This is a genomic window from Gordonia metallireducens (genome assembly GCF_021245825.1).
In the GTDB taxonomy this organism is placed as follows: domain Bacteria; phylum Actinomycetota; class Actinomycetes; order Mycobacteriales; family Mycobacteriaceae; genus Gordonia; species Gordonia namibiensis.
In genome coordinates this window covers 276,681-300,728 of record NZ_JAJQJP010000026.1, presented here as the reverse complement: position 1 = coordinate 300,728, position 24,048 = coordinate 276,681, and the positions used below count along the sequence as shown (strand labels likewise).

Here is a 24,048-nt window from a genome sequence, read left to right as displayed (position 1 = left end):
GTCAGTTCTCCGTGTTCTTGTCGAGGTTGTTCTTGGTAGGTGTGGTCACGCCTGCACCGGTTCCGCCGTCGACGAGGAGGTCGACGCCGGTGATGTAACTGCTGCGCGGTTCGGCGAGGAACAGGATCACCTCGGCGACTTCCTCCGGGGCCCCCCGACGCTGCATCGGGATGGTGCGGACGTAGCTCTCCACGTCGACGTGATCGAAGTCCGGTACTGCGGTGATCTCGGTGTCGATACTGCCGGGGCACACGTCGTTGACGCGGATCCCCTTGTGTGCCAGCTCGATGGCCGCGACCCGCGTCAGCGCGCGGACTCCGAACTTCGACGCTCCGTACGCGCCGAGTTCGGCAGTGGCCACCACTCCTCGCAGAGACGAGATGTTGACCACCGCGCCGCCGGCGACCATGTACCGGGCGGCCGTGCGCACACCGAGGAAGGTGCCCACGAGGTTGAGGTCGACCATGCGCCGGAACCCGTCGAGGGGGGTGTCGGCGAGCGAGGCGCGGATGGCGGCGCCGGCCGAGTTGACCATCACCTGCAGGGGGTGGCCGTCAGCCTCCATCTCGGCGACAACCCGCTCCCAGCCCTCCTCGTCTCGTACGTCTAGAACCTTGAACCGCTCTGCCGCACCGTATTCCGCTGCGGCGGCACGGCCGCGATCGGCGTCGACGTCGGTCGGGTAGACCACCGCACCCCGCGCCGCGAAGGCTGCGGCGGTGGCGGCACCGATTCCCTTGGCCGCACCGGTGATCAACACCCCCGCGCCCTCGAGATCGCGGGCAACGGTCTCCTGAGCCCCGGTCACTGGAAATCCTCCGCCCAGCTCTGCGAGAACTCGCGGACCTTGTCCGGGGTGAGGTTGTCGGTGTCCGGCGTCGCGATGTCCTGTGCACGGGCGACCGCACCGGGGATGTCGGGAAGCACCGCGGCGTAACCGGAATTGAGCGCGGTCTGTCCCGCACGGGTGATCATGAAGTCGACGAGGACCTGGGCCGCATTCGGATTCGGCGCCGCCGACAATGCGCTGGTGTACCAGGGAGTACCCCACGGTGATGGGGGAAGCGCCCAGTTCACGGGCGCGCCGTTGTCCACCTCGGTGACGAGGGGTTGCACAGTGGGGGTCACCCAGATCTCGCCCGAGGTCAGTGCCTGGGCCACTCCGAGTGCGCTCGGGTAGATGCGCGGGGACAACGCCGCGACCTGCTTCCAGTAGTCCTCGCCGTAGGTCTTGGAGAAGTAGCGGTACATGTCCACGTAGGACGCGATACCGGTGGGGTTGACGACGCCGATCTTGCCCCGGTAGGCGGGATTCACGACGTCCTGCGGAGTCCGCAGGCCGGCCGGCACGGCGTCGGTGTTCCAGCCGAGGCTGAAGACCGCGGCACTGGTCAGTGCGAACTGGTCGTCGATGAGGCTCTTCTCGGGCTGGTAGTCCGGCGCGGTGAGCGCCGGACCAACCAGATCGGTTGTGTAGGTGCCGGATTCGGCCGCGGTCTTCATCCACGCCGCATCGGTCTGCATGTGGACGTCGGCGATGCCCTTGCCGGTCCGGCTCTCGGTCTCGACCTTCGGGTTGATCTCCACGTCGGTCCCGCGCACGAAGTCGAGGGCGATCTCCGGGTACTCGGCTTCGAACGCCTTCTTGAGCGCCTCGAGGTTCGCCGGCTTCTGGCTCGAGTAGAGAGTCACCTTCCCCTCACTCTTCGCCGCGGCGACCACGTCGTCCCACGAGCCGTCCACAGGTCCGCCGGACGCACCGGTGTCCCCACCGCACGCCGCGAGCATGGTCACGGTGGCGACCGCGGCCGTGATGGCGGCCAGTGCGCGGGTCATACCTCTCATGCGACATCTACCTTCCGTCAAGGGTTTCCGGTGCCGGATGATCCGCGATGACCGCGGCCGGCTGATCCGGTGATCTCAGCGCGACCGGGGATCGAACTGAACTGATCTCAGTTCTGAAATTTAGCCGGGGTTCCTAGTGATGTCAATCACGAACCTGCCCAATTTCTCATGAGGTCATACCTCTGCATCGGCTGGGTTCGGTATGCGAGCGGACCGGAGACCCACGACGCCGCCACCCGCGTTTCCGCAGGTAGCGACGTCATGGCCAGCATGAAGAAGGTGTTGCTTGTATTCGGGGCCGAATCAGGCGAACGAGACCTCGGGCGTGCGCGCGATGAGCAGTCGCCGCACGAGGCCGGCACCGTTCACCTGTGCCGTGGCGGTGAAGGATGCCTCGAACTCCCCCGCCCGCGTGGTCCGTCCGAGAACCATCTCGCACCCGTCGGCGGTGACGCCGATGTCGACGTGATGGACCAGAACGCTCTTCTCGCGCTGCTCCAGGTAACCGACCAGGCCGGCGCGGTCACCGACGAACTCGGCCGACTGTCCCGCGCCCTTCGAGAACTGCACCGACATGACGAAGTCGTCGGCGATCATCCCCAGAACCCGATCGGGATCGTCGGAATCCATGTACTCGAACCACTGCGCGAGGATCGGAGTGGTGGTGGTCGTTGTCATCGATTGGCTCCTTCGGGGAGTAGGGCGAAGTCCGGACTGAAGCTCACCTGATAGCGGTCGACGAGGCCGTCGTCCCCGATGTGCATCGCCCCGACGAAGAACCCCGTCGTGCGGATGTCGTCCTCGGTGACCGAGCCCTGCACGAACTCGAGGTCCTTGTCGGCCGCGAGTCGGGCGAGGACGTGTTTTCGGTTGACCGGCGGGCGATTTCGAAGATATTCGAGCATCTTGTCGCGCCCGGAACCTCGGTTCTCGCCGTTCGGCAGGATCATGGCGAACTCGACGTCCGGAGCCAACATCGCCACCGCCTCGTCGAGTCGTCCGGCGTCGATCGTCGCGTAGTAGTTGTCGATCACAGTCATGAGCTGAACTTAGTTCAGGATTGGTGCCCCGTCGAGTATTGACTTCAGTTCAGGTGACCGTTAGAACTGAAGTGAATCCAGTTCAACTCGAACACCCTCGAAGGAGAATCCCATGATCGACACCGACCACATCATCCTGGAGAAGGACGGCCCCGTCGCTCGCGTCTGGCTGAACCGCCCGCACAAGAAGAACGCGGTCACCCCGGAGCTGCTGCACCGTCTCGACGAGATCATCACCGAGGTCGACAACGACCCCGATCTGCTCGTTCTGGTGTTGCGCGGCAAGGGAAATCAGTTCTGCTCGGGCTTCGACCTCGACGTCCTCCTCAGTGACTACGTCGGCAGCACCACCGCCATGGACGTCGCCGTGCTCTCGGCCAAGGTCTGTGACCGGCTGTACTCGATGAACACCCCGTCCGTCGCCGTCCTCGAGGACTACGTCACCGCCGGCGGCTTCGAGCTCATGATCTCGTGCGACTTCGCCATCGCGGCCGACGATGCCAAGATCGGCGACTTCCACATCCGTCGCGCCCTGTTCGGCGGCGCCGGCCCGATCTACCGCCTGCCGCGCATGATCGGCGTCCGCAAGACCAAGGAGCTCATGCTCACCGGCAAGCTGCTGTCCGGCAAGGAAGCCACCGAGTGGGACCTGATCAACGCTTCGGCACCGGCCGCCGACCTCGACAAGCTCGAGGCCGACTTCATCGCTCCGCTCATCGACAAGAGCCCGTTCATGATGAAGCTGACCAAGATGACGATCGACCGCGGCCTCGACGCCGACATCCAGTCGCTGATGGTCATGGAGCACCTGGCCGTGGGCAACGCACTGCAGTCCGAGGACGCCAAAGAAGGCGTCAACGCCTTCCTGCAGAAGCGTGAGCCCAAGTGGGTCGGCCGCTGATCGCTCAGCCACTCATCAGCTGAGAAGCCAGCCCTCGAGAAAACAGAGAAGAACTGAAAGGGGAGGAACATGACGGTCGACGACAGTACCGTCCGGAACGCCGTCGCCGACGACGCGACGGACCCCGCGGTGCTCCACGGATCGGAATGCACGGTGTGCGGCACGGTCGGCTTTCCCGCCGGCACGTATTGCTCGCGATGCGCAACCGCCACCGCCCGTCCGCGTGAGCTGAGCACCCGAGGCACCGTCTGGGCCTACACGGTGCAGCGTTTCGCACCGAAGTCGCCGCCGTATGTTCCTCCCCCCGAGGGCTTCTCCCCGTTCGCGATGGGATACGTGGAACTCCCCGAGGGCATCCGCGTCGCGGGCATCCTCGAGGCCGACACCGTCGAAGGCCTGCAGGGAGCACCCGCCACCCTCATCGCGACCCAACCCGTTCCACGTTTCCTCGTGCTGCCCGAACCCACCGCCGACCAGGAGGACCGACGATGAGCGAAGACGTCTTCATCATCGGCGCCGGACTGTCGAAGTTCGGGCGCCAGAACGGGATCAGCGGACGCCAGATGGCAGTCACCGCCATCCAGACCGCACTCACCGATGCCGGCCTCACGTGGCCTGACGTCCAGGTCGCCTTCGGCGGCAGCGACGGGTCCGGACTCGCCGACACCCTCGTCGCCGAGCTGGGCTTCACCGGTATCCCGTTCACCAACGTCAAGAACGGTTGCGCCACAGGCGGAAGCGCGCTCGTGTCCGCGGTCAACGCGGTCCGTGCCGGCGCCGCCGACGTAGCCCTGGCCGTCGGCTTCGACAAGCACCCGCGCGGCGCCTTCGACCCGCTCCCCGCGGAGTGGGGCCTGCCCGAGGGGTACGGCGAGGCCGGCCTCATGGTCACCACCCAGTTCTTCGGTTCCAAGATCGCCCGCTACATGAACGCTCACGGGATCTCCCGGGACACCCTGGCCGAGGTGGCCGCCAAGGCATACCGCAACGGTGCGCTCAACCCCAACGCCTGGCGTCGAGATCCCATGCCTGCAGACGTGATCCGGGACGCCGACATGGTCAACGACCCCCTCACCCGGTACATGTTCTGTTCCCCCGGTGAGGGTGGGGCGGCGATCGTGGTGGCGAGCGAGTCCGCGGTCCGCCGACTCGGCGGCCGCCCGGTGGCCATCAAGGCGATCAGCCACCGCACCCGGCAGTTCGGTTCCTTCGAGGTCTTCAGCCCGGCGGTCCAGGGCACCGGCGAACCGGTCAGCGTCAGCACCGACGCCGCTCGGGCCGCCTTCGAGCAGGCCGGCATCGGGCCGGCAGACGTCGACGTCGCGCAACTCCAGGACACCGAGAGCGGTGCGGAGATCATGCACATGGCCGAATGCGGGTTCTGCGAACACGGCGAGCAGGAAGAGTGGATCGCCCAGGGACGCACCGAGATCGGCGGCACGTTGCCGGTCAACACCGATGGTGGATGTATCGCCAACGGCGAGCCGATCGGCGCCTCCGGCCTGCGTCAGGTCCACGAGATCGTCACGCAGTTGCGCGGCGAGGCGGGTGACCGGCAGGTCGACGATTCGCCGAAGGTCGGATTCACCCATGTCTACGGTGCGCCGGGCATCAGCGCCTGCACCGTTCTCGCCGTCTGACCCACCACTTCCACCGATCGGATCGACATGACGACCACACTGCCGGATCTGGCGACCTTCACCGACGATGCGCACACCTGGCTCTCGACGATCGCTCCGCGCCGTACCGATGCGGTGTGGGGCGTGGGCAGCGACTCCGTCGCCGTCTTCGAGAACTGGACCCCCGAGGAGGAGCGGGCCCACACCGACGCGATCTCCGCCTATGAGCAGACCAAGTTCGACGCCGGCTGGGGCGCCCTGACCTGGCCGGAGGCCTACGGCGGCCGCGATCTGCCGATGTCCTACGAACTGGCCTTCCGCGCCGCCGAGGACCACTACGACATCCCCAAGCGAACCGAGATGTTCTCGGTCACACAGCAACTCGTTGCACCGACCATCGCCCAGTGGGGAACGCCGGATCAGCAGGAGCGGTTCGTGCGGGCGATGCTCCGGACCGACCTCATCGCGTGCCAGCTCTTCTCCGAGACCGAGGCCGGCTCCGACCTCGCCGCGGTCCGGACGCGCGCGGTCCGCACCGAGGACGGCAACTGGCGGCTCGACGGCCACAAGGTGTGGACCTCAGGTGCCCTCGTCGCCGATTTCGGTGTGGCCGTGTGCCGTACCGATCCCCAGGCGGCCAAGCACAAGGGTCTCACCGTCTTCCTCGTCCCGATGGACGTCGACGGCCTCACCGTGCGACCGATCCGGCAGATGACCGGCGGCAGTTCCTTCAACGAGGTCTACCTCGAGGGTGTCGTGCTCGACGACTCGCTCCGGCTCGGCCCGGTCGGTGAGGGCTGGTCGGTGGCCCTGACCGTCCTCGCCGCCGAACGTCTCGACGGCGCCGGACTGGGTCTGGCCAACGCCGACCAGGCTCTCGAACTGGCCCGCCACCTGGGACGCGAACTGTCGGATGTGGAGCGCGACAAGGTCGCCGACCTCGCCACCCGCACCGCGGTCCAGCGGATCGCCGGGATGCGGGTCGCCCAGGCCATGCTCGGCGGTGTCGACCCCGGCCCGGAGGCGTCGTTGGGCAAGCTGCTCGCCGTCGACACCATGGCACGGACCAGCGAGCTGGTCCGCCTTCTCCTCGGTCGAGATCTGGTCGCCGACAACGGCACCTGGGGCACCTTCGCCTGGACCGAGCACGTCCTCGGAGCTCCCGGCTACCGGATCGCCGGCGGCACCGACGAGATCCAGCACAACATCATCGCCGAGCGCGTCCTCGGCCTCCCGAAGGAGCCACGACTGTGACCCCCACCCTGGAGCAGCGCGTCACCGACCGCCTGCAGGCCTCCCACGGGCTGACCGTGGATTCGTTCGCGGTGCTTCCCGGCGGACACTCCGGGCTGACCTTCCGCGTCGGAACCCTCGACGACGCCGGGTCCCGCAGCGAATGGGTCGTGAAAGCGGTTCCCGAGGGCCAGAAGTCGATCGGCCGGCACGACATGCTGCGGCAGGCCACGATCCTGACGGCTCTGGCCGACACCGACGTGCCGGTGCCCCGTGTGCTCGAGGTCGACCGTGAGGAACCCGCCTGGTTCGCCATGGAACTCGTCGCCGGTGAATCGCTCGAGCCCGTCCTCGACGACCCGGCCGTGGCTCCCGACCTCGCCGCGGCCCGGATGCTGCGCGCCGCCGAGATCCTCCCCCGTCTCCATGCCGTCGATCACCGGAAACTCCCCGGTCTCGCCGGCGACGTGGCCGGACCGGTGCTGTCGCCCGGTGACGAACTCGCCCGTTGGGGCAAGACACTGGGCGCGGTACCGCCCGAGCTCGTCGTCGGTGGTGCCGAACTCCTCGACGCCCTGGCCGCCACGGTGCCCGACCCCATCGCGCCCTGCCTCGTCCACGGTGATTACCGCCTGGGGAACATCATCTCGGACGGCGTCGAGCCGGTCGCGCTGATCGACTGGGAGATCTGGAGCGTCGGCGACCCGCGCGTCGAACTCGGCTGGTTCCTGGTGTTCGCCGACGGGACGAACTTCCCCGGGGTCGGCCGTGAGGTCCCCTCCCTGCCGAGTGCCGGAGAACTCGTCGACGCCTACACCGCGGGCGGACCCGCCCTGCCCGATCTCGCCTGGTTCGACGCCCTCGGACGCCTCAAGATGGCGGCGATCATGGGCCACAACCTGCGCCGGCACCGCGAGGGACGCCACCACGATCCCGATCAGGAGAAGCTGCCCGCCACCATCTCCCGCCTCATCGAGACCGGCACCGCACTCATGGCCCGCACCTAGCCGAGAAACCACCCCTACCCGACCATCCGACTTCAGGAGACTCCCCGTGGACTTCGCCTACTCCGACCGGACGCGCGACCTCGCCGTCCGGCTCGAGTCGTTCATGACCGATCACGTGCTGCCCGCCGAGAAGATCTACGACGAGCAGATCGAGGCCAACGACAACCCGCACGAACAGCCGCAGATCATGCGTGACCTGCAGAAGACCGCCCGCGACCTCGGTCTGTGGAACCTCTTCATGACGCACGACGGGCTCGGCGCCGGACTCACCAACCTCGAGTACGCCCCGCTCGCCGAGATCGTCGGACGCTCGATCATCGGCAACGAGGCCATCAACTGCTCGGCCCCGGACACCGGCAACATGGAGATCCTGGCCATGTACGGCACCGAGGCGCAGAAGGCCCAGTGGCTGAAGCCGTTGCTGGACTGCAGCATCCGTTCGGCCTTCGCCATGACCGAGCCCGCGGTCGCCTCGTCGGACGCCACCAACATCACCTCGACGATCCGCCGCGACGGCGACCACTACGTGCTCAACGGCCGCAAGTGGTACACCTCCGGAATCCTCGACCCGGACTGCAAGCTCATCATCTTCATGGGCAAGTCCGATCCGGACGGCCCCACCTACCGCCAGCAGAGCATGATCCTGGTGCCGACGGACACGCCCGGTATCGAGGTCCTGCGTGATCTCCCGATGTTCGGGTTCAAAGACCGTCTCGGCCACGGCGAGGTCCAGTTCACCGATGTCCGGGTGCCGGTGGAGAACATGCTCGGCGAAGAGGGCGACGGTTTCGCCATCGCGCAGGGACGCCTCGGACCGGGCCGCATGCACTACGCGATGCGCGCGGTGGGCATGGCCGAGCGTGCGCTGGACATGATGTGCCGCCGCGCCCAGGAACGTGTCGCCTTCGGTGGCCCGCTGGCGAGCCGCGGCGTGGTCCGCGAGTGGATCGCCCGGAGTCGGATCGAGATCGACCAGATCCGCCTGCTCGTCCTGTACTCGTCCTGGCTGATGGACACCCAGGGCAATGCCGCCGCCCGCTCCGAGGTCGCGGCCATCAAGGTCTCCGCCATGGAGGTCGCGCACAAGGTCGTCGACCGGGCGGTCCAGACCTACGGCGCCGCCGGCGTCAGCAACGACACCGTCCTGGCCCGCCTCCACGCGATCACTCGCGCACTGCAGATCGCCGACGGCCCCAACGAGGTCCACCTGCGCACCATCGCCCGACTGGAAGTGAAGAAGCACTCGTGAGCAACGAACTGAACGGAAAGGTCGCCCTGGTCACCGGTGCGAGCCGGGGACTCGGACTGGCGATCGCCAGGGGTCTCAAGCAGGCCGGCGCGACGGTCGTCGTCGCCAGCCGCAAGCTCGACGCCTGCGTGGAAGCCGTCGCCGCCCTCGACGACGTGACGACCGGCGAAGCACATCCGCTCGCCCTGCACGTCGGGCGCTGGGACGAACTCGAACCCGCCGTCGACGGCATCATCGAACGCCATGGAAGCCTGGACATCCTGGTCAACAACGCCGGCATCGCGCCGCTCGAGAAGGACCTGATGTCGGTCTCGGAGTCGTTGTGGGACAAGACCATCGAGGTCAACGTCAAGGGCCCGTTCCGGCTCATGGCGGTGGCCGGCGACCGGATGCGCGCGAACGGCGGCGGCTCGATCATCAACATCTCGAGCATCGGAGCGGTGCGTCCGAGCCCCGCCGAGGCGATGTACGCGGCGGCCAAGAACGGCCTCAACGCCCTCACCCAGGCATTCGCCCAAGAGTACGCACCGACCGTGCGCGTCAACTGCGTGATGCCCGGCAGCTTCGCCACCGACATGGCGGAGAATTGGGACGAGGAGTTCATCGGGCTGGTCACCAACCGCCTCCCCGCCGGACGCCTCGGACGGCCGGAGGAGATCGCCGGGATGGTCACCCATCTGGCGAGTGACGCCGCCGGTTACACGACCGGCGCACTGATCCCGGTCGACGGCGGCCGGACCGCGGTCTACTGAGGAGAACCATGACCATCGACACAAGTGATCACCCGGGAGGTTCCCCGGCGGCCCTCTTCGGGCTCGCGGGCAAGACCGCGGTCGTGACCGGGGCGTCGTCGGGCCTGGGCCTGGGCTTCGCCGCGACGCTCGCCGGCGCGGGTGCCACGGTCTACGCGGCCGCTCGCAGGCTCGACCGTCTGCAGGAGCTCGCCGACAAGTACCCCAGCGTCGTCCCGTTCCGTTGCGACGTCACCGACGACGCCGACCGTCGCGCACTCATCGACACGGCGTTCGACTCGGCGGGCAGCGTCGACATCCTGGTGAACAATGCCGGTATGGCCGGTCCGCCCCACGCCGAGCAGGAGACACCCGAGGGTTTCGCCCGCATCCTCGACCTCAACCTCCTCGCCGGTTTCCACCTGTCCACGCATCTCGTCACCCGCCTGACCGAGAACGCCGACGACGACACCCCGGTCAACGCGTCGATCATCAACATCGCGTCGGTCGTCGGCCTCGTGTCGACCGCCCCCATCGGCGGGGCGTCGTACGCCGCGTCCAAGGCCGGGACCCTCGGCATGACCCGCGAACTCGCCGGCCAGTGGGGCCGCCGCGGGGTGCGGGTGAACGCCGTCGTCCCGGGTTGGTTCGACACCGAGATGACCGACGGACTGTTCACCAACGAGAAGTCGGCCGGCTGGGTCCGTCGCAACACGATGCTGGGACGAGGTGGACGCGAAGGCGAGGTCGACGGCGCCGTGCTGTTCCTGTCCTCGGATGCGTCCTCCTACGTCACCGGGCAGACCCTGGTCGTCGACGGCGGGTGGACCGCACGATGACCACCACCCATACCCATCACGTCGGAACTTCCCTGAGTGAGGCGAAATGAAGACTCTGGCAACCGAATTGCTCGAACGGGCAAGCAGCACCCCCGACGCCGTCGCGGTCGTCGACCAGTTCGGTGAGCACGCGATCGGCACCGTCGTGTCGACGGCACAACGAGTCGCCGATGCCATCGCCGCCCACCGCGACGAGGCCCCCACGGTGATCGTCCAGGCCGACAACACCTGGCTGACCCTGGCCTGCGTGGTGGCCACCGGCCTGCGCGACGGTGTCGTCGCGGTCCTGAGCCCGCACGCGACCGCCTCCGAGTTCGACCTGGCCGTCGAGGACATCGCACCCGACGTGGTCATCGCCACCGACGAGGTGCTCGAGCACTGGGGCGCCACGGACGGCCGGTTCGGTCATCGCCTGCTCGCCGGGGACCGGACCGTGCTCGCCGCGGACACCTTCGGCGCGATCGACCGTTGGGCCGGTGGCTCCGCCGTCGCCATGACCTCCGGCTCGACCGGACGGCCGAAATGTGTTGTGCAATCCGAAGAGGCCATCCGTTACGCCGCCCAGTCGACCATCGACATCGTCGGGCTCCGTTCCGGCGAGGCGGTGGGCGCGTTCGTCCCGCTGTCGTCGGTGGCGGCGTTCTGCTTCGGCCTCTACCTGCCCGCCTACCTCGGCGGCCGGATGGTCAGCATCGAGCGCTGGACTCCCGCGGGAGCCCTGGAGGCCATGCGCCGCCACGAGGTGGCCTGGACGATGCTCGTCCCCACGATGGCGCTCCAGCTCTCCATCGCCGACGGCGCCGACCAACCGCTGACCTCACTGCGTGCCATGACGGTGGGCGGCGGACCGATGAACGTGCGCGCGCTGCGTGAGGCCGAGGAGACCCTGGGAACCACGTTCCTGCGCGTGTTCGGCATGTCCGAATGCCTCGGCCACACCAGCCCGTTGCCGACCGACCCGCCGGAGCTGCGTCTCGGACGCGATGGAAAGCCGTTCCCCGGCACCGTCATCCGCGCCGTCGACGCATCCGGCGCCCAGTTGCCGCCCGGTCAGATCGGTGATGCACAGGTCCGCGGCCCGTCGCTGTTCGTCGGGTACGCGCGTGGCGGTGTCCCGCAACCCCCGGAGCTGACCGCCGACGGCTTCCTGCCCACCGGCGACCTCGTCGAGGTCGGCGAGGACGGCTTCATCCAGGTCATGGGCCGACAGAAGCAGATCATCATCCGCGGCGGACGCAACATCGACATCAACGAGGTCGAGAGCGCGATCGCCGGTCTGCCCGGGGTGGTGCAGGTCTGCGTGGTGCCGGTTCCCGACGACCTGCTCGGCGAACGGGCCGCGGCTCTCGTCGTCGCGGGGGACGCGGAGATCACGCTCGAGTCGATCACCGCACAACTCGACCGGTCCGGATTCCCCAAGTTCAAGTGGCCCGAGTACGTCTTCTCCGTCGAGGATCTCCCCCAGAACCGGGTCGGGAAGCTCTCGCGTCCCGACGCCATCTCGCTGGCCAGCCGGCTCGCCGGACGTACCCACGAAAACGCCTGAACCGCAACGACGCTAGGAAACGACATGTTCAATCTGATGGTGCTCGCGTCCCGACCGAGCGACTGGACCCACGACCAGTTCATCGAGTGGTGGCGCGGCGAGCACGCCGACGTCACCTACCCGCTCCCCGGCCTCCTGCGCTGGCAGCACACCGAGATCGTGGAGGGATTCGACGAGAAGTCCTCAGGGTGGGACGGATTGTCGGTCCTGAGCTTCGAATCCCGTGAAGCCCTCGAGGCGGCCCTGCGCAGCCCCGAGTGGGCGGCGGCGGTCGAGCACGTCGGCGCGATGCGCGGACGTCGGATGATCTGGTACGGCGACGAGAAGACCATGGTGCCGCTGACTGCACCGACGCCGTGAACCGTTCGGCCGTGAGCCGTACGGCCTGGCTCGAGCCGGGATGCCACCCCGTCGTCGACGGCGTGCACCGCATCCCGCTCGAGCTGCCCCAGGACGGGCTGCGAGCGGTGAATGTCTATGTGCTCGAGACCGACTCGGGGCTCGCCCTGATCGACGGCGGATGGCACCGACCGGGCACCCATGAGGAGATGTCCACCGCCCTCGCCTCGATCGGCCGCCGCCCGCACGAGATCACCGACATCTTCGTCACGCACATCCACCGCGATCACTACACGTTCGCCGTCGAACTCCGACGCAGGTATGGCTGCGCCATCCACATGGGTGCGCGCGAGGCACACGGCCTGGTCGAGATCGCCCGGATCAACAGCAATGTGCCGGAGGAGTCACTCGTCCAGGCCCGTCGGTCCGGCGCATACGAGCTCGCCGACGAGGTCTACCGCCTGACGGTCGACGAGCCGTTTGACGTGGACGACTGGGACACCCCGGACACCTGGCTGCAACCGGGACCGTTGCCGTTGCCCGGCCGACGTATCGAGGCGGTACACACCCCCGGCCACACCAAGGGCCACATGGTCTTCCACGACCTCGACACCGGCCTGTCGTTCACCGGCGATCACATCCTGCCGACGATCACGCCGTCGATCGGTTTCGAACTCGGCGTCTGGGATCTCCCCCTCGCCAAGTTCCTCAGCTCTCTCGAACTGATGGTCGCGGACGAGTCCCCGCGCACGATCGCCCCGGCGCACGGCGACGTCGGTGGCCTCGTCGGCGAGCGCGCCCAGGTCCTCCTGGAACACCACCGGAGAAGGTTCGACGAGATCCTGGCGGTGTTCGACGACGCCGGGCGCGCACTGCCCGGTCATCAGGTCGCCGAGAGACTCCTCTGGACCCGCCACAACCGACCCTTCTCCTCGCTCGACACCTTCAACCAGCTGATCGCCGTGTGCGAGACGATGGCGCACCTCGACGTCCTCGTCGCCGACAGCCGTCTCACGGTCCGGTGCATCGACGGCGTGGACCACTTCCGCAGATGATCTCCTCGACGCAGGTGGTGACGCTCGCGCGCCGACCCCGAGGACCACTGCGCCCCGGTGATCTCGCCATCACCGAACAGGTTCTGCCACCGCTGCGCACCGGGGACGTGCTCGTGCGGAACACCTGGTTGTCGGTAGATCCGTCGATCCGGATCAGACTGGCCGAGACGACCCCGGACGGGTACCTTCCCCCGTTCACACTCGGCGAATCTCTCGCAGGTCTGGCGCTCGGGGTCGTCGTCGATTCCCGATCCGGGGATTTCGAGGTCGGACAACATGTCTCACACCTGTGCGGATTCCGTGAACATGCCGTCGTCCGTGCCGACGGCGCGACCCTCGGCGGATACGGCGGCCTCTCGGTCGTCGACACCCTCGACCACCCTCCCCAGTGGTTTCTGGGCCCGCTGGGCAGTTCGGGGTTGACCGCCTACGCGGGCGTGCACGCGGTTCTCGACGTCAAACCCACCGACACGGTGTGGGTCTCGGCAGCGGCCGGCGCCGTGGGCGGTCTCGTCGCACAGCTGTCGCGCCTGCGCGGTGCCACCGTCGTCGGTTCCGCCGGCAGTCCGGCGAAGGTCGAGTACCTCCGCGAGCAACTCGGACTCGATGCCGCCTTCGACCATCACCGGGCCTCGTTGACCGACCGTCTGGCGGAGGCGGCACCCGCGGGCATCACCGCCTACTTCGACAGCGTCGGCGGCGATCATCTCGAAGCGGCTCTGGATGCGATGAACCCCGGTGGTCGGGTCGCCGTGTGCGGGGCCATCGCCGCGTACGACGCCGAGACGCCACCGCCGGGTCCCCGCAACCTCTTTCAACTGGTCTCCAAGAGCATCACCGTGCAGGGTTACCGCGCGGGCTCCTACAACGACCTTCTCCCGGCCATGCAGCGCGAGATCGGCGAACACCTGGCGCAGGGTCGGATGCACTACGAGGAAACCGTTTTCGACGGTCTGGAGTCCGCGCCCGCGGCTCTGGCCGCGATGCTCGAGGGACTCACCACCGGGAAGACGCTCGTGCGTCTGGACGAGAACAGGAGTTGACCATGCTGGCAGTACAACTCACCGAATGGGGGCGTCCCCCGGTGGTGCGGGAGATCGCCGACCCGGAACCGACCGGCACCGAACTTCTCCTCGACGTCGACGCCGCGGGACTCTGTCTGTCCGACTTGCACGTCATGGACACCCCGTCCGGGGTCTTCGATTACCCGCTCCCACTGACCCTCGGCCACGAGGTGGCCGGGACCGTGCGTGCGGTCGGGCCTCAGGCCGATCCCGCCTGGATCGGCGAAACTGTCGTCGTGCACGGGATCTGGTCGTGCGGAACCTGCCGGAACTGTGCCCGTGGGCGCGAGAACTACTGCCTCTCGCTGGCTCGCGAGCCCGGGGGCCGGAACCCACGGATCGGCAACGGCCTCGGACATCCCGGCGGGCTGGCCGAACGCCTGCTGGTTCCGTCGGCGGATGTGCTGGTCCCGACCAACGGTCTCGATCCGGCGGTCGCGGCGCCCCTCGCGGACGCCGGTCTCACCGCCTACCATGCCATCTCGTCGAACTCCGACCTGATCGACTCCTCGATGGTCGCCGTCGTCATCGGCGTCGGGGGCTTGGGCCACATGGCGATTCAGATCCTGCGTGCCATGGGTGTGTGTGCGGTGATCGCGGTCGACAACCGTGAGCAGGCCCGTGCGTTGGCCCTGGCTCTGAAGGCCGACGCGTCGTATCCGTCGGTCGACGAGGCGGCCCAGGACATCCGCGCACGCGGCGGGGCCGACATCGTCCTCGACTTCGCCGGCGCCCCGGCGACGGTCGAACCGGCCTCTGCCGTTCTCGGGCCCGGGGGCCGCCTGGTGATCGTGGGGACGTCCGGTGGTCGCGTGACGGTCGGCAAGGACGTCGGTCTGGCCTCGGGTTGGCAGGTCCGAGCACCGTTCTGGGGCACACGATCCGACCTCGCCGCGGTGGTGGCACTGGCCGCCGCCGGTGATCTCACCGCCGAGACCGTGTCCTTCGATCTGCGTGATGCACCTGAGGCGTACGAGCAGTTGCGCCGCGGCGAGCTACCCGGCCGCGCCGTCGTCCTTCCGAAGCGTTGACCCGGAGAAAAGAGAGCGCCCGACCTGTCGGTCGGGCGCTCTCTTTGTCGCTTCAGGTGCGTCGGCTCAGCGCACCGACAGGGTCGAGCTCGCGGTGTTCGCGGCCGTCAGGCCGAAGGTCAGCGCTGTCGCCAGGCCGCCGCCGTAGGCGCGGTACCAGAGCCCACCGGTGTCCGATCCTGCCGCAAGAAGACCCGGAATCGGTTGTCCCGCTTCGTCGAGCACACGAGCTTCGGTGTCGATGAGGATTCCGTAGAACGGGAAGGTGACCGCGGGGACCGTCTCGATGATGTAGTACGGGGCCTCGTCGAGCGGTTGCGGGTCGAGCGTGTGCGCCGGCGAGGCCTTGTTCTCCTTGACCGCCTCGTTGTATTCGGTGATCGCGGCGGCGATGGCCTTGCCGTCGTAGCCCCATTCCTCGGGAAGGTACTCGAACTCCTCCAGGGACTCGGCCATGCCGACCCGGCCGCCACGCTTGGCGGTGATCCCGAACTTGTCCGGGGCGACGGCGCCTTCGACGTAGGGCGCGGTCATCCAGTCCCGGTACACACGTGCGTCGGCGACCAGTAGACCTCGGGCCTCGGGTTGTTCGAGAAGTTCGATGGTGTTCAGGTGATCGCCCAGGGTCTCGTCGACGAAGCGCTTGTTCTCGACGTTGAACAGCAGGCAGTGCTCGCTGTAGTACAGCGCCAGCTCGACGAAGTCGTCCTCTCCCAATGAGATCCCGCTCGGGATGAGGTGTCCGTAGAACCCCGCGTGCTCCTTGCCGAAGGCGGCCCCGACCTCGCGTGCGAGTCGGTGCCCGCCGCCGGCGCTGTTCGGATTGGAACGCAGTTCGATCGTCCGGGCTTCCGGGTGCAGGTGTCGCGCACGCAGTTCCGGGTCGGCTTGGAACCCACCGGTGGCGATCACGGTGTAGCCCGCACGGATCTCCCGCTCCTCGCCGTCTGCCGAGGTGACCACGGCACCCACGACGGTGCCGTCTTCGACGATGAGCCGGCGGGTCTCGGTGTTGAGGAGGAGCTCGTTCCCGGTCTCGCTCAGTTTCTTCCGGCAGAGCTCGAGGAAGTGGTTGGTGTCGAACTTGTATCCGGCTCCGTACGGCAGGATCGGTTGGCGTTCGCCCACATCGGCGCCGAACGACCGCAGCCAGTCGACGGCCTCCGGGAAACGGTCCACGAGGTGGCGACGCAGCTCGTCGTCGCCGCCCGGGTTGTGCTTGTCCATCGCGTCGTGGTCCGGCATCGACCACACGTAGCCGGCGTACCGGGCCGAACCGCCGATGTCGCCGGCGACGTCGACCATGCAGACCCGGAGGCCGGCCTCCGCGGCGCGAGCACCGACAGTGCAACCTGCCATGCCGGCTCCGATGATGAGCAGGTCGTATCGATTGTCGGTCAAGCCAACCTCCATTGCCGTTCCTGAACTGATATCAGTTTATGATGCTGCCCACACCGTTGTGATGTCAACAACGGTGCATCGACTTTTCTCTGCTGGGTCACAGCGGTTGATCCCCCGGTCTTGGTCCGTCGCGGTGATCCTCGACGCACTGCCGGGAACCCTCCGCAGCGGATCGCGAGGTGAGAGAGACTGCTCCCATGCGTGAGGTCACCGAATCCAGTGGAACCACCGACGCGTCCGAGGGCGAGAACAGCCCGTACACCCCTCGCTACACCCGGGACGAGCTGATCGAGAAGCTCGGCGTTTCCGCGGAGTTCGCGGAGAAAGCGTGGAATGCCTTCGGTTTCGCGCGGAGGTCGTCGGACGAGAAGGTCTTCTCCGATCGGGACATGCAGGCGTTGGAGATGTTCGCCGCATCATCGGGCGCGATGCCGGAGACCACCCAGATCGCGATGGCGCGGGCCATCGGCCAGACCATCTCCCGCCTGGCCGAATGGGAGGCCGAACAGCTCCGGGAGATCGCCGACGACCCCACTCTCCCCTGGACGCTGGAGCAGATGAGCGACGCGCTCGGTCAGATCCAGCACCTGATCTGGCGCAGGCACATGGCGCTCGCGATCGAACGGCACACCGACCACTCATCCGAAGAGGAGGTCGATCTCGTCGTCGGTTTCGCCGACATCGTCGGCTACACGAGTCTGTCTCGTCGTATCGATTTGAACGATCTCGAAGCGCTGTTGGGTTCGTTCGAGGATGACACCTTCGACGTGGTCGTCGATCACGGCGGCCGTGTGGTCAAGACCCTCGGCGACGCCGTGATGTTCACCTTCGACGATTCCGGAGCCGCCGCCGCGGCCGCGTTGGAGATCCATCGTCTCTCCGAGAGCGACCACCTGCCGCCACTCCGCGTCGGCCTCGCCCGTGGCGCAGTGCTCCCCCGCCTCGGCGACGTCTTCGGCGAACCGGTCAACATCGCATCCCGCTTGACGAGTTCCGCACGCCCCGGAACCACCCTGGTCGACGATTCGGTCGCCACCCAGATCGCCGACGACGACCGGTTCTACCTCAAGTCGATGCCGTCCCTCCGCGTTCGCGGATACAGGCACCTCAAAGCCCGTGTGCTGGAGCCGCATCGCGACGGACCACTCAGCGACTGACCGGCGAACCTCAATTCGACCGGCAGACTTCGATCGACGTCTGTGAGTCGAGTTGAGGTTCGCCGGTTGGCTGTGGACAGACATCTGCAGGCCGCGACCTGGCGAACTACGGTGACGACCGAACATCTATGGTGGTTCGCGACATCAAAGGGGGGATTTGTGTCGGACTTGGTTGTTGACCCATCAGCGCTCGACACCGCAGCGACGGATGTCTCGAACTGCGCCTCACGGTTGAGGGTGCTCGAACTGACGTCGTACGCGGGTCTTGAGGGCACGTCGTCGACCTTCGGTGAACTGGCCGGCAACTTCATGGGTGCGACCGCCGACATGGCAGTCGTGGCGGCCACCGCAGACGAACGTATCGCCACCGCACTCGACAACCTGTCCGGTGCCGTGGCCGCGTTCTCGGAGCTGGTGGTGGATGCCAAGGACACGACCGTCGAGACCGACATGAAGAGTGCCGGAGAAATCTCGTCGGCCACTCCCTACCCCTCGCGGGATGGCGATCAGAAGCACCACGTTGTCCCCCTCGAGATTCTGTTGTCGGTCCAGTAAAAACCCATGCCACCCAGTTACAACGAGGTGACCTCGTGGAAGCCCGAGGTCATGGCGCAGATCGCCTTCGGCGTCGTGCGACTGCAGGCACATCTGGAGGTCGAAGCGCCCAAGGCGGGCAACCCGGTCCTCAACCTCATGCTGTCTGACTGGCAAGGCAACGCCCGCGGCGCCGCTGATACCCGGGCCGAGGATCTTACTCGATGGATCAGGAACACCGCCGACGAATTCGGCGACCTCGCGGAGGTCTTGCAGACCGGCGCCACCAACATTCGCAACGCGATCACTGCGTTGGAGAGCCGGACCACACTCGCCGACAACCGGGGCTACATCCTCGACCGCGGAGACCGTGGGTACGCGATCAACTTCGATCCGGCTCGCGCGCCGGAGGGCGCGGAGTTCGACGCTGGGGAAGCGTTCGAGCACCAGTCTGCTTTGTCGGGTCTCGCAACGGCTGCGGACGACACTGTGACTGCCACTCGAGATGGCATCAATGGGGCGCTCGGCGAGATCGGCGGCATCGCACCGGCTTCCGTCGCCAAGAACCGTGGCGTCGTCGACCCGAACCTCGCCGAAGGCGATGCCAAGGCGGTACGAGACGGCACGGCGACACCCGAGCAACGCGGGCGTTTCGAACGCATGATGGACCTTACGCCGCAACAACTCGAAAACCTGAAGCTCAATAAGACAGATGGGCTCGATCCTTCGCGAGCCGCGTACGTATGGAAGGCCCTCGGATTAGGGGATTTATCAGGCCCGGCCGCAACGGCAGCAATCTCTGCGGCACAGAAGCGTGGCGAAGATCTTGCGAAGGCTTATCGCAGGTCGCGGCGAGCTGTGGGCCAGGCGGGGATGAGCGCGGACGACATCGCGCGTATGAGTTCTCTCGGCAAAACGATGGCGAAGGGCTCGTTTGCTCTCGGGTTGGGTGTCACTGCCTACGACGAGTGGAGCAAGTACGATCGCGGTGAACAGGACGGCGGCGACGCCATAGCGGCCGCCGCTGGTTCCTTGGGAGGCGGGATAATTGGTGGCGCGGCTGCCGGCGCGGTGGTCGGGTCGTTCGCGGGGCCGGTCGGAACTGCGATAGGGGCCGGGATCGGCGCGGCTATCGGCAGCAAGGCAGGTGCCGACGCAATGAAGGTCGTGAAAGGTTGGTTCGATTGATGGCGCGTCATGCCGGCTCTGGTGCAAACCGGGGCGAGGACGAGCAATGGGGGTTCGGCTCCTCGGACGGCGGACCGGATCACGCCGGCCGGCGTCGTAGGCGTCTGTCAACCACGCTCTCCGACAGCACTGTGAGTTACATGCTCTGGACACCCCTGACGTGCTTGCCCTCGGGCTTGACCTTCGTCTTGGGACTCTTGTGTGGCGGTGCGCTATCAGGCTGACAGTCGACAGCTGGGCGAGCGCATGATCGCCGCCCTAGAATACGCAATCGCGAACTTTCGCTGTACAGCCGAACTTCGGGCCTCCTTGCCGTCATTAAACTTCGCCCCGCCAATCGGTTGGTACGAGCTCGATGCCGAAGCAGCCCATGCCGCCATGGCGAGTCGCGTGCTACTCAGAACCGAAACACCGGGGGCATCGTTCGTTTCGAACGCAGTCGTCCAGTACTTCTCTCTGGGACAAACCGATCCCGTTCGCTTATCAGACATCGACACCACGCTCGATATCACCGCCCTACGGAATGCGACGGTCCTGGATCACGTGGTGGACCACGACGGATACCTCGCCGTCGACGATGGCGTGTACTCCGCAACTGACATCGACCTGCGTGTTCGACGCAGTCAGCTTGCGTATGTGAGCGCCCGAGGCGATTCGTCTCTGGCTATCTTTACCGCCACCACCCCTGCTTCTGCTTGGGATACAACCGAATCCGAGATCAAGGAAATGGAAGACCGTTGGCTGACGAAAACAATCCTGTAGATCAGTGGCGACAGTTGAGCACCTACTTCAGCGGCAAGATCGCAATGTTTGTGACCTACCCGATACTGAGCTTCGTCGCCGGGTTGCTCATCGCGTACTTCACTTCCTGACGATGTCTCGACAAACCCCCCGGGCTTTGTCTCCGTCGAAGCCCACGAACCGCGCCAGTCGGACCGAGACACGCCACGCGACTGGTCCTACTTGTCGTACATCACCTGGAAGCATCTCACGACGAAACTGAGCGTCCTGCCGTCCGGAACAGCTTTCATGGAAGGCCTTTTCGTCGGGGGCCACTTCTTCTTCTGATAACCCGCGACCCCCAGACCCCAACCCGACCCCAGACTTCGATCGAAGTCCCACAGTCGAAATGACATCCGCCCGTTACCGCTCGACGACGGCGCTGACCCGGACTTCGCTCGCTTTTACCACCAGCACGACGTCGAGTCCGGTGACCAGACCCAGGTCGGCGACCGCGGACCAGGTGACCTCCGCCGCGACGACCTGATCGCCGACGTCGGTGTTCACCAGCGCGTGGTCGCCGCGAGGCACCACGTCGCGGATGGTGGCACGCAGCGTCGTCCGTGGACTGCCATGTGGCTCTTCGAGATACACAGCGACAGCCCGAGGTGAGAAGGTCGCCGCAGCGGGCGTTCCCGAGACAAGACCACCAGCCGGTACGTCCTCGCCCACCAGTCCGACGACGTGGTTACCGGCCTCGTCGACCACGGCCGAAGCCTCGCCCACACGCCCCACGAACAAGTTGAGCCCAGACAGCGACGCACTGAACCTCGACCCCGGGTTGGTCAACACCTCACGCGTAGAACCGGATTCGACGATCCGACCCTGATCCAGAACGACGATGTCCTCGGCCAACCCGAGAGCGTCGACCGGATCGTGGGTGACCATGATCGTGGTGCGGCCGTGATCGGCGAGCAGGCCTCGGAGCAGCGCCCGCAGACGACTTGCGACATCGACGTCCAGCGCACGGAAAGGCTCGTCCAGCAACAGAATCCGCGGTTCGGCAGCCAACGCCCTCGCGATCGCGACACGCTGCGCCTGACCGCCGGACAACTCGTCGGGCTTCCGGTCGGCGAGGTCCGCGACCTCCGTCGCCGTCAACCACCGCTCGACCCGCTCCCGCACCTCACCTCGCGACAACCGCTGCGCGGACGGCGCGAACGCCACGTTCTCGGCGACCGTCAGGTGCGGGAACAGGCGCGCCTCCTGCGACAGCAGCGACACACCCCGGCGATGGGGCGGCACGAACACCCGGCCGTCCCGAAACACCTCGTCCCCCAGGGAGATTCTCGAAGCGTCGTCACCACGGAGCAGACCCGCGATCACCCGCAACATCGTCGACTTGCCGGCACCATTCGGGCCGACGATCGCGGTCGTCCGGCCGCTCGGAAACCGATGTTCCACGGACAGCGGCGGCCTCGCCTGGTCGATGACGACCATCAGATCCGCGGCGTTCACAGCGCACCCGTCCCGGTCCGCCGGCGCCGACTGTGCACACCCACGACGACGACCAGCGAGAGCACAACGAGGATGAGCGACAACGGGATCGCGGCCTGCGGGTCGTCGATCGCCGACACGTAGATGGCCAGCGGAGCGGTCTGCGTGATGCCGGGTGCATTGCCGGCGAACGTGATCGTCGCACCGAACTCGCCGAGTGCACGGGCGAACGCCAGCACCAACCCGGCGAGAAGCGACGGCGCCACCAGCGGTAGCGTGACCCGCCACAGCGTCCGGGTCGGTCCCGCGCCGAGCGTCGCAGCCACCTCCTCGTAGCGCGTACCCACCACCCGCACAGCACCTTCGACGCTGATCACCAGGAACGGCAGCGCGACGAACGTCTGCGCCAGCACCACCGCCGTGGTCGTGAAAGCAATGTCGATCCCGGCGTCATGCAGATGTTCGCCGACGATCCCCAGCCGACCGAAGGTGTACAGCAGGGCCAGGCCACCGACCACCGGCGGCAGGACCAGCGGCAGTAGAACCAGCGAGCGCACCACCCGCACGACCACCCCGTCATAACGCGCGAAGATCACCGCCATCGGCACTCCGATCAGCAGACAGCAGAGGGTGCTGATCGTCGCGGTGATCAGGGAGAGCCGTAGCGCGTCAATCGAAGACGGCGACGTCACCTGTTCGACAAAGGTGTCCCAGGGCGATCGGAACAACAGCGCCAACGGCGGCAGGACGATGAGCAGGACGCCGAGCGCGGCCAGGCCGTACGTCCAGGCCGGCAAACCCGTCGGATCACGACGGACGAGTCCCGCACGCACGGTCACGGTGCACCGAAGCCCGCGTCGCGCAAGATGCGCTGCCCGCTCTCACCGAGGACGAGATCCACGAACTGCGAACCCAGATCGCCGTGCGCCGCACCGTCGACCGTCGCGATCGGGTACGCGTTCACCACGTCCGCGAACGCCGGATCGGTCACCATGGCCACCTGGTCGCCGGCCGCGCGGGCGTCGGTCACATACACGACCCCGGCGTCGGCCTGCCCAGTCGTCACCTTGGTGAGTACCGCGCTCACCGATTGTTCCTCCGACACCGCATCGATGATGATCCCCGTGTTCTTCTCCACCACGTCGGTCGCGGTGCCGCACGGCTGGGCGGACTGGCACACCACAGTGGTCACGCCGGGGTTCGCGAGATCGGCGAAGGAGCTGATTCCCAACGGGTTACCACGGGCGGTGACGATCACCAGGGTGTTGGTCGCGAAGATCTTCGGGTCGACCGCCAGGCCGCCGAGTTTCGCCATGATCTTCTCGTCGGCGCTCGCGAAGACATCGGCGGGCGCACCCTGCTGAATCTGGTTGGCGAGAGTCGACGACCCGTCGAAGGACAGGCGGACGTCGACGCCGGCATGCTGCTTCTCGAATTCCTCGGCGATCGCGGTGAAGGTCTTCTTCAGCGACGCCGCCGCCGACACGTCGAGCGTCGACGAATCGTCCGAACCCGTACCCGACGAGCAACCCGTAACGAGGAGCAGCCCGGCCACCACCAGAGCGACCATCGGCCTCTTCATCGTTCGCCCCGCGTCGTCTCGACGATGACATTCGTCGACTTCACGATGGCGGTGGCGACCGATCCCGGCGCCAGTTCCAGCTCACGCGCCGACTGCGCACTCATCAGCGACGTCACCTCGAACGGACCGCACTGCAGCGTCACCTGCGCCATGACGCCGTCCATCAGCACCTCGGTGACGAGACCGGTGAATCGGTTGCGGGCCGACCGCGAGACGGGCGCACCGTCATCGGGGGCAACCGCGCGTTCCCGCGCCAGCTCCGCGAGCCGGGCACCGTCGACCGTCGCGACCGGGCCGTCGTCGGACTGCTCGAGCACCCCGGACGCGATCCATCGGCGGACGGTGTCGTCGCTGACGCCGAGGAGAGTCGCGGCGTCTTTGATCCGTATCGCGGTCACGACGACACTGTATCCGCATCTGCGCTCTTCCTCGCGGTCAGACTCCGCAGATGCGGACATGAACAGTTTGTT

At 66.9% G+C, this 24,048-nt stretch carries 26 protein-coding genes; 17 read left to right on the top strand and 9 right to left on the bottom strand.

Annotated elements, in window-relative coordinates; all coding sequences use genetic code 11:
* Position 1: 1 nt before the first annotated feature.
* The 4 genes from LQD00_RS10220 to LQD00_RS10205 all read right to left on the bottom strand — a co-directional run bounded on the left by LQD00_RS10220 (position 2) and on the right by LQD00_RS10205 (position 2,885).
* Complete coding sequence (locus LQD00_RS10220) at positions 2 to 808, bottom strand: SDR family NAD(P)-dependent oxidoreductase (RefSeq protein ID WP_232717024.1); 807 nt, start codon at positions 806 to 808, stop codon at positions 2 to 4.
* Positions 805 to 1,836, bottom strand: coding sequence for an ABC transporter substrate-binding protein (locus LQD00_RS10215; protein ID WP_232717105.1), 1,032 nt, complete (start codon positions 1,834 to 1,836; stop codon positions 805 to 807). Before LQD00_RS10215 ends, LQD00_RS10220 begins: the two co-directional genes overlap by 4 nt.
* A 312-nt stretch (positions 1,837 to 2,148) precedes the next feature.
* Positions 2,149 to 2,523 (bottom strand): hypothetical protein, encoded by a 375-nt coding sequence (locus tag LQD00_RS10210; protein ID WP_232717023.1) that lies wholly within the window; start codon positions 2,521 to 2,523, stop codon positions 2,149 to 2,151.
* Positions 2,520 to 2,885: a nuclear transport factor 2 family protein gene (locus LQD00_RS10205; protein WP_232717022.1), complete on the bottom strand. Its 366-nt coding sequence runs from the start codon at positions 2,883 to 2,885 to the stop codon at positions 2,520 to 2,522. Before LQD00_RS10205 ends, LQD00_RS10210 begins: the two co-directional genes overlap by 4 nt.
* Positions 2,886 to 2,997: 112 nt before the next feature.
* Between LQD00_RS10205 and LQD00_RS10200 the strand changes: the two genes are divergently transcribed.
* The 13 genes from LQD00_RS10200 (at position 2,998) to LQD00_RS10140 (ending at position 15,499) form a co-directional block, all read left to right on the top strand.
* Positions 2,998 to 3,786: an enoyl-CoA hydratase/isomerase family protein gene (locus tag LQD00_RS10200; protein ID WP_232717021.1), complete on the top strand. Its 789-nt coding sequence runs from the start codon at positions 2,998 to 3,000 to the stop codon at positions 3,784 to 3,786.
* Between the two features lie 69 nt (positions 3,787 to 3,855).
* Positions 3,856 to 4,278, top strand: a complete 423-nt coding sequence (locus LQD00_RS10195) for a Zn-ribbon domain-containing OB-fold protein (RefSeq protein WP_232717020.1) — start codon at positions 3,856 to 3,858, stop codon at positions 4,276 to 4,278.
* The gene (locus LQD00_RS10190) at positions 4,275 to 5,426 is read left to right on the top strand and encodes a thiolase family protein (protein ID WP_232717019.1); all 1,152 of its coding nucleotides are present in this window, start codon (positions 4,275 to 4,277) and stop codon (positions 5,424 to 5,426) included. Before LQD00_RS10195 ends, LQD00_RS10190 begins: the two co-directional genes overlap by 4 nt.
* 27 nt (positions 5,427 to 5,453) lie before the next feature.
* Positions 5,454 to 6,659, top strand: a complete 1,206-nt coding sequence (locus tag LQD00_RS10185) for an acyl-CoA dehydrogenase family protein (protein WP_232717018.1) — start codon at positions 5,454 to 5,456, stop codon at positions 6,657 to 6,659.
* The gene (locus LQD00_RS10180) at positions 6,656 to 7,645 is read left to right on the top strand and encodes a phosphotransferase family protein (protein WP_232717017.1); all 990 of its coding nucleotides are present in this window, start codon (positions 6,656 to 6,658) and stop codon (positions 7,643 to 7,645) included. The genes LQD00_RS10185 and LQD00_RS10180 overlap by 4 nt, the downstream gene beginning before the upstream one ends.
* A gap of 46 nt (positions 7,646 to 7,691) precedes the next feature.
* Positions 7,692 to 8,894: an acyl-CoA dehydrogenase family protein gene (locus tag LQD00_RS10175; RefSeq protein WP_232717016.1), complete on the top strand. Its 1,203-nt coding sequence runs from the start codon at positions 7,692 to 7,694 to the stop codon at positions 8,892 to 8,894.
* Complete coding sequence (locus LQD00_RS10170) at positions 8,891 to 9,646, top strand: SDR family NAD(P)-dependent oxidoreductase (RefSeq protein ID WP_232717015.1); 756 nt, start codon at positions 8,891 to 8,893, stop codon at positions 9,644 to 9,646. Before LQD00_RS10175 ends, LQD00_RS10170 begins: the two co-directional genes overlap by 4 nt.
* An 8-nt stretch (positions 9,647 to 9,654) precedes the next feature.
* The gene (locus tag LQD00_RS10165) at positions 9,655 to 10,464 is read left to right on the top strand and encodes an SDR family NAD(P)-dependent oxidoreductase (protein WP_232717014.1); all 810 of its coding nucleotides are present in this window, start codon (positions 9,655 to 9,657) and stop codon (positions 10,462 to 10,464) included.
* 46 nt (positions 10,465 to 10,510) lie between these two features.
* Complete coding sequence (locus LQD00_RS10160; protein ID WP_232717013.1) at positions 10,511 to 12,010, top strand: class I adenylate-forming enzyme family protein; 1,500 nt, start codon at positions 10,511 to 10,513, stop codon at positions 12,008 to 12,010.
* Between the two features lie 24 nt (positions 12,011 to 12,034).
* Positions 12,035 to 12,370 carry an EthD family reductase gene (locus LQD00_RS10155; protein WP_232717012.1) on the top strand — a complete coding sequence of 112 codons (336 nt, stop codon included), beginning with the start codon at positions 12,035 to 12,037 and terminating at the stop codon, positions 12,368 to 12,370.
* 11 nt (positions 12,371 to 12,381) lie between these two features.
* Complete coding sequence (locus tag LQD00_RS10150) at positions 12,382 to 13,404, top strand: MBL fold metallo-hydrolase (RefSeq protein WP_232717011.1); 1,023 nt, start codon at positions 12,382 to 12,384, stop codon at positions 13,402 to 13,404.
* A complete protein-coding gene (locus LQD00_RS10145; protein WP_232717010.1) occupies positions 13,401 to 14,447 on the top strand; it encodes an NADP-dependent oxidoreductase in 1,047 nt (348 codons plus the stop codon). The genes LQD00_RS10150 and LQD00_RS10145 overlap by 4 nt, the downstream gene beginning before the upstream one ends.
* Positions 14,448 to 14,449: 2 nt before the next feature.
* Entirely contained in the window at positions 14,450 to 15,499 is a 1,050-nt protein-coding gene (locus tag LQD00_RS10140; RefSeq protein WP_232717009.1) for an NAD(P)-dependent alcohol dehydrogenase, read from the top strand.
* A gap of 66 nt (positions 15,500 to 15,565) precedes the next feature.
* On the opposite strand, the gene LQD00_RS10135 is transcribed toward LQD00_RS10140, so the two are convergent.
* Entirely contained in the window at positions 15,566 to 16,912 is a 1,347-nt protein-coding gene (locus LQD00_RS10135) for an FAD-dependent oxidoreductase (protein WP_232717008.1), read from the bottom strand.
* Between the two features lie 185 nt (positions 16,913 to 17,097).
* Here LQD00_RS10135 and LQD00_RS10130 point away from each other — a divergent pair, with 185 nt between their 5' ends.
* The 4 genes from LQD00_RS10130 (at position 17,098) to LQD00_RS10115 (ending at position 20,541) form a co-directional block, all read left to right on the top strand.
* Positions 17,098 to 18,057 (top strand): adenylate/guanylate cyclase domain-containing protein, encoded by a 960-nt coding sequence (locus tag LQD00_RS10130; protein ID WP_232717007.1) that lies wholly within the window; start codon positions 17,098 to 17,100, stop codon positions 18,055 to 18,057.
* Positions 18,058 to 18,168: 111 nt separating this feature from the next.
* A complete protein-coding gene (locus LQD00_RS10125; protein WP_232717006.1) occupies positions 18,169 to 18,612 on the top strand; it encodes a hypothetical protein in 444 nt (147 codons plus the stop codon).
* A gap of 51 nt (positions 18,613 to 18,663) precedes the next feature.
* A complete protein-coding gene (locus tag LQD00_RS10120) occupies positions 18,664 to 19,779 on the top strand; it encodes a hypothetical protein (protein WP_232717005.1) in 1,116 nt (371 codons plus the stop codon).
* Between the two features lie 201 nt (positions 19,780 to 19,980).
* Complete coding sequence (locus LQD00_RS10115; protein ID WP_232717004.1) at positions 19,981 to 20,541, top strand: acetyltransferase; 561 nt, start codon at positions 19,981 to 19,983, stop codon at positions 20,539 to 20,541.
* A gap of 381 nt (positions 20,542 to 20,922) precedes the next feature.
* Here LQD00_RS10115 and LQD00_RS10110 read toward each other — a convergent pair whose 3' ends face one another.
* From LQD00_RS10110 to LQD00_RS10095, 4 genes are read right to left on the bottom strand one after another with little or no spacing between them, the layout of a single operon-like run.
* Positions 20,923 to 21,999, bottom strand: coding sequence for a sulfate/molybdate ABC transporter ATP-binding protein (locus LQD00_RS10110; protein ID WP_269784866.1), 1,077 nt, complete (start codon positions 21,997 to 21,999; stop codon positions 20,923 to 20,925).
* A 14-nt stretch (positions 22,000 to 22,013) separates the two neighbouring features.
* Entirely contained in the window at positions 22,014 to 22,835 is an 822-nt protein-coding gene (locus tag LQD00_RS10105; RefSeq protein ID WP_232717002.1) for an ABC transporter permease, read from the bottom strand.
* Positions 22,832 to 23,578, bottom strand: coding sequence for a molybdate ABC transporter substrate-binding protein (modA, locus tag LQD00_RS10100; protein ID WP_232717001.1), 747 nt, complete (start codon positions 23,576 to 23,578; stop codon positions 22,832 to 22,834). Before modA ends, LQD00_RS10105 begins: the two co-directional genes overlap by 4 nt.
* The gene (locus LQD00_RS10095) at positions 23,575 to 23,976 is read right to left on the bottom strand and encodes a TOBE domain-containing protein (RefSeq protein ID WP_232717000.1); all 402 of its coding nucleotides are present in this window, start codon (positions 23,974 to 23,976) and stop codon (positions 23,575 to 23,577) included. Before LQD00_RS10095 ends, modA begins: the two co-directional genes overlap by 4 nt.
* Positions 23,977 to 24,048: the final 72 nt, after the last annotated feature.

Bases quoted from the DNA above. Each gene is read 5' to 3' on its own strand.
- LQD00_RS10215 (WP_232717105.1), bottom strand. From the start codon at position 1,836: ATGACCCGCGCACTGGCCGCCATCACGGCCGCGGTCGCCACCGTGACC.
- LQD00_RS10210 (WP_232717023.1), bottom strand. From the start codon at position 2,523: ATGACAACGACCACCACCACTCCGATCCTCGCGCAGTGGTTCGAGTAC.
- LQD00_RS10205 (WP_232717022.1), bottom strand. From the start codon at position 2,885: ATGACTGTGATCGACAACTACTACGCGACGATCGACGCCGGACGACTC.
- LQD00_RS10200 (WP_232717021.1), top strand. From the start codon at position 2,998: ATGATCGACACCGACCACATCATCCTGGAGAAGGACGGCCCCGTCGCT.
- LQD00_RS10195 (WP_232717020.1), top strand. From the start codon at position 3,856: ATGACGGTCGACGACAGTACCGTCCGGAACGCCGTCGCCGACGACGCG.
- LQD00_RS10190 (WP_232717019.1), top strand. From the start codon at position 4,275: ATGAGCGAAGACGTCTTCATCATCGGCGCCGGACTGTCGAAGTTCGGG.
- LQD00_RS10185 (WP_232717018.1), top strand. From the start codon at position 5,454: ATGACGACCACACTGCCGGATCTGGCGACCTTCACCGACGATGCGCAC.
- LQD00_RS10165 (WP_232717014.1), top strand. From the start codon at position 9,655: ATGACCATCGACACAAGTGATCACCCGGGAGGTTCCCCGGCGGCCCTC.
- LQD00_RS10160 (WP_232717013.1), top strand. From the start codon at position 10,511: ATGAAGACTCTGGCAACCGAATTGCTCGAACGGGCAAGCAGCACCCCC.
- LQD00_RS10155 (WP_232717012.1), top strand. From the start codon at position 12,035: ATGTTCAATCTGATGGTGCTCGCGTCCCGACCGAGCGACTGGACCCAC.
- LQD00_RS10145 (WP_232717010.1), top strand. From the start codon at position 13,401: ATGATCTCCTCGACGCAGGTGGTGACGCTCGCGCGCCGACCCCGAGGA.
- LQD00_RS10140 (WP_232717009.1), top strand. From the start codon at position 14,450: ATGCTGGCAGTACAACTCACCGAATGGGGGCGTCCCCCGGTGGTGCGG.
- LQD00_RS10135 (WP_232717008.1), bottom strand. From the start codon at position 16,912: ATGGAGGTTGGCTTGACCGACAATCGATACGACCTGCTCATCATCGGA.
- LQD00_RS10130 (WP_232717007.1), top strand. From the start codon at position 17,098: ATGCGTGAGGTCACCGAATCCAGTGGAACCACCGACGCGTCCGAGGGC.
- LQD00_RS10120 (WP_232717005.1), top strand. From the start codon at position 18,664: ATGGCGCAGATCGCCTTCGGCGTCGTGCGACTGCAGGCACATCTGGAG.
- LQD00_RS10110 (WP_269784866.1), bottom strand. From the start codon at position 21,999: ATGGTCGTCATCGACCAGGCGAGGCCGCCGCTGTCCGTGGAACATCGG.
- modA (WP_232717001.1), bottom strand. From the start codon at position 23,578: ATGAAGAGGCCGATGGTCGCTCTGGTGGTGGCCGGGCTGCTCCTCGTT.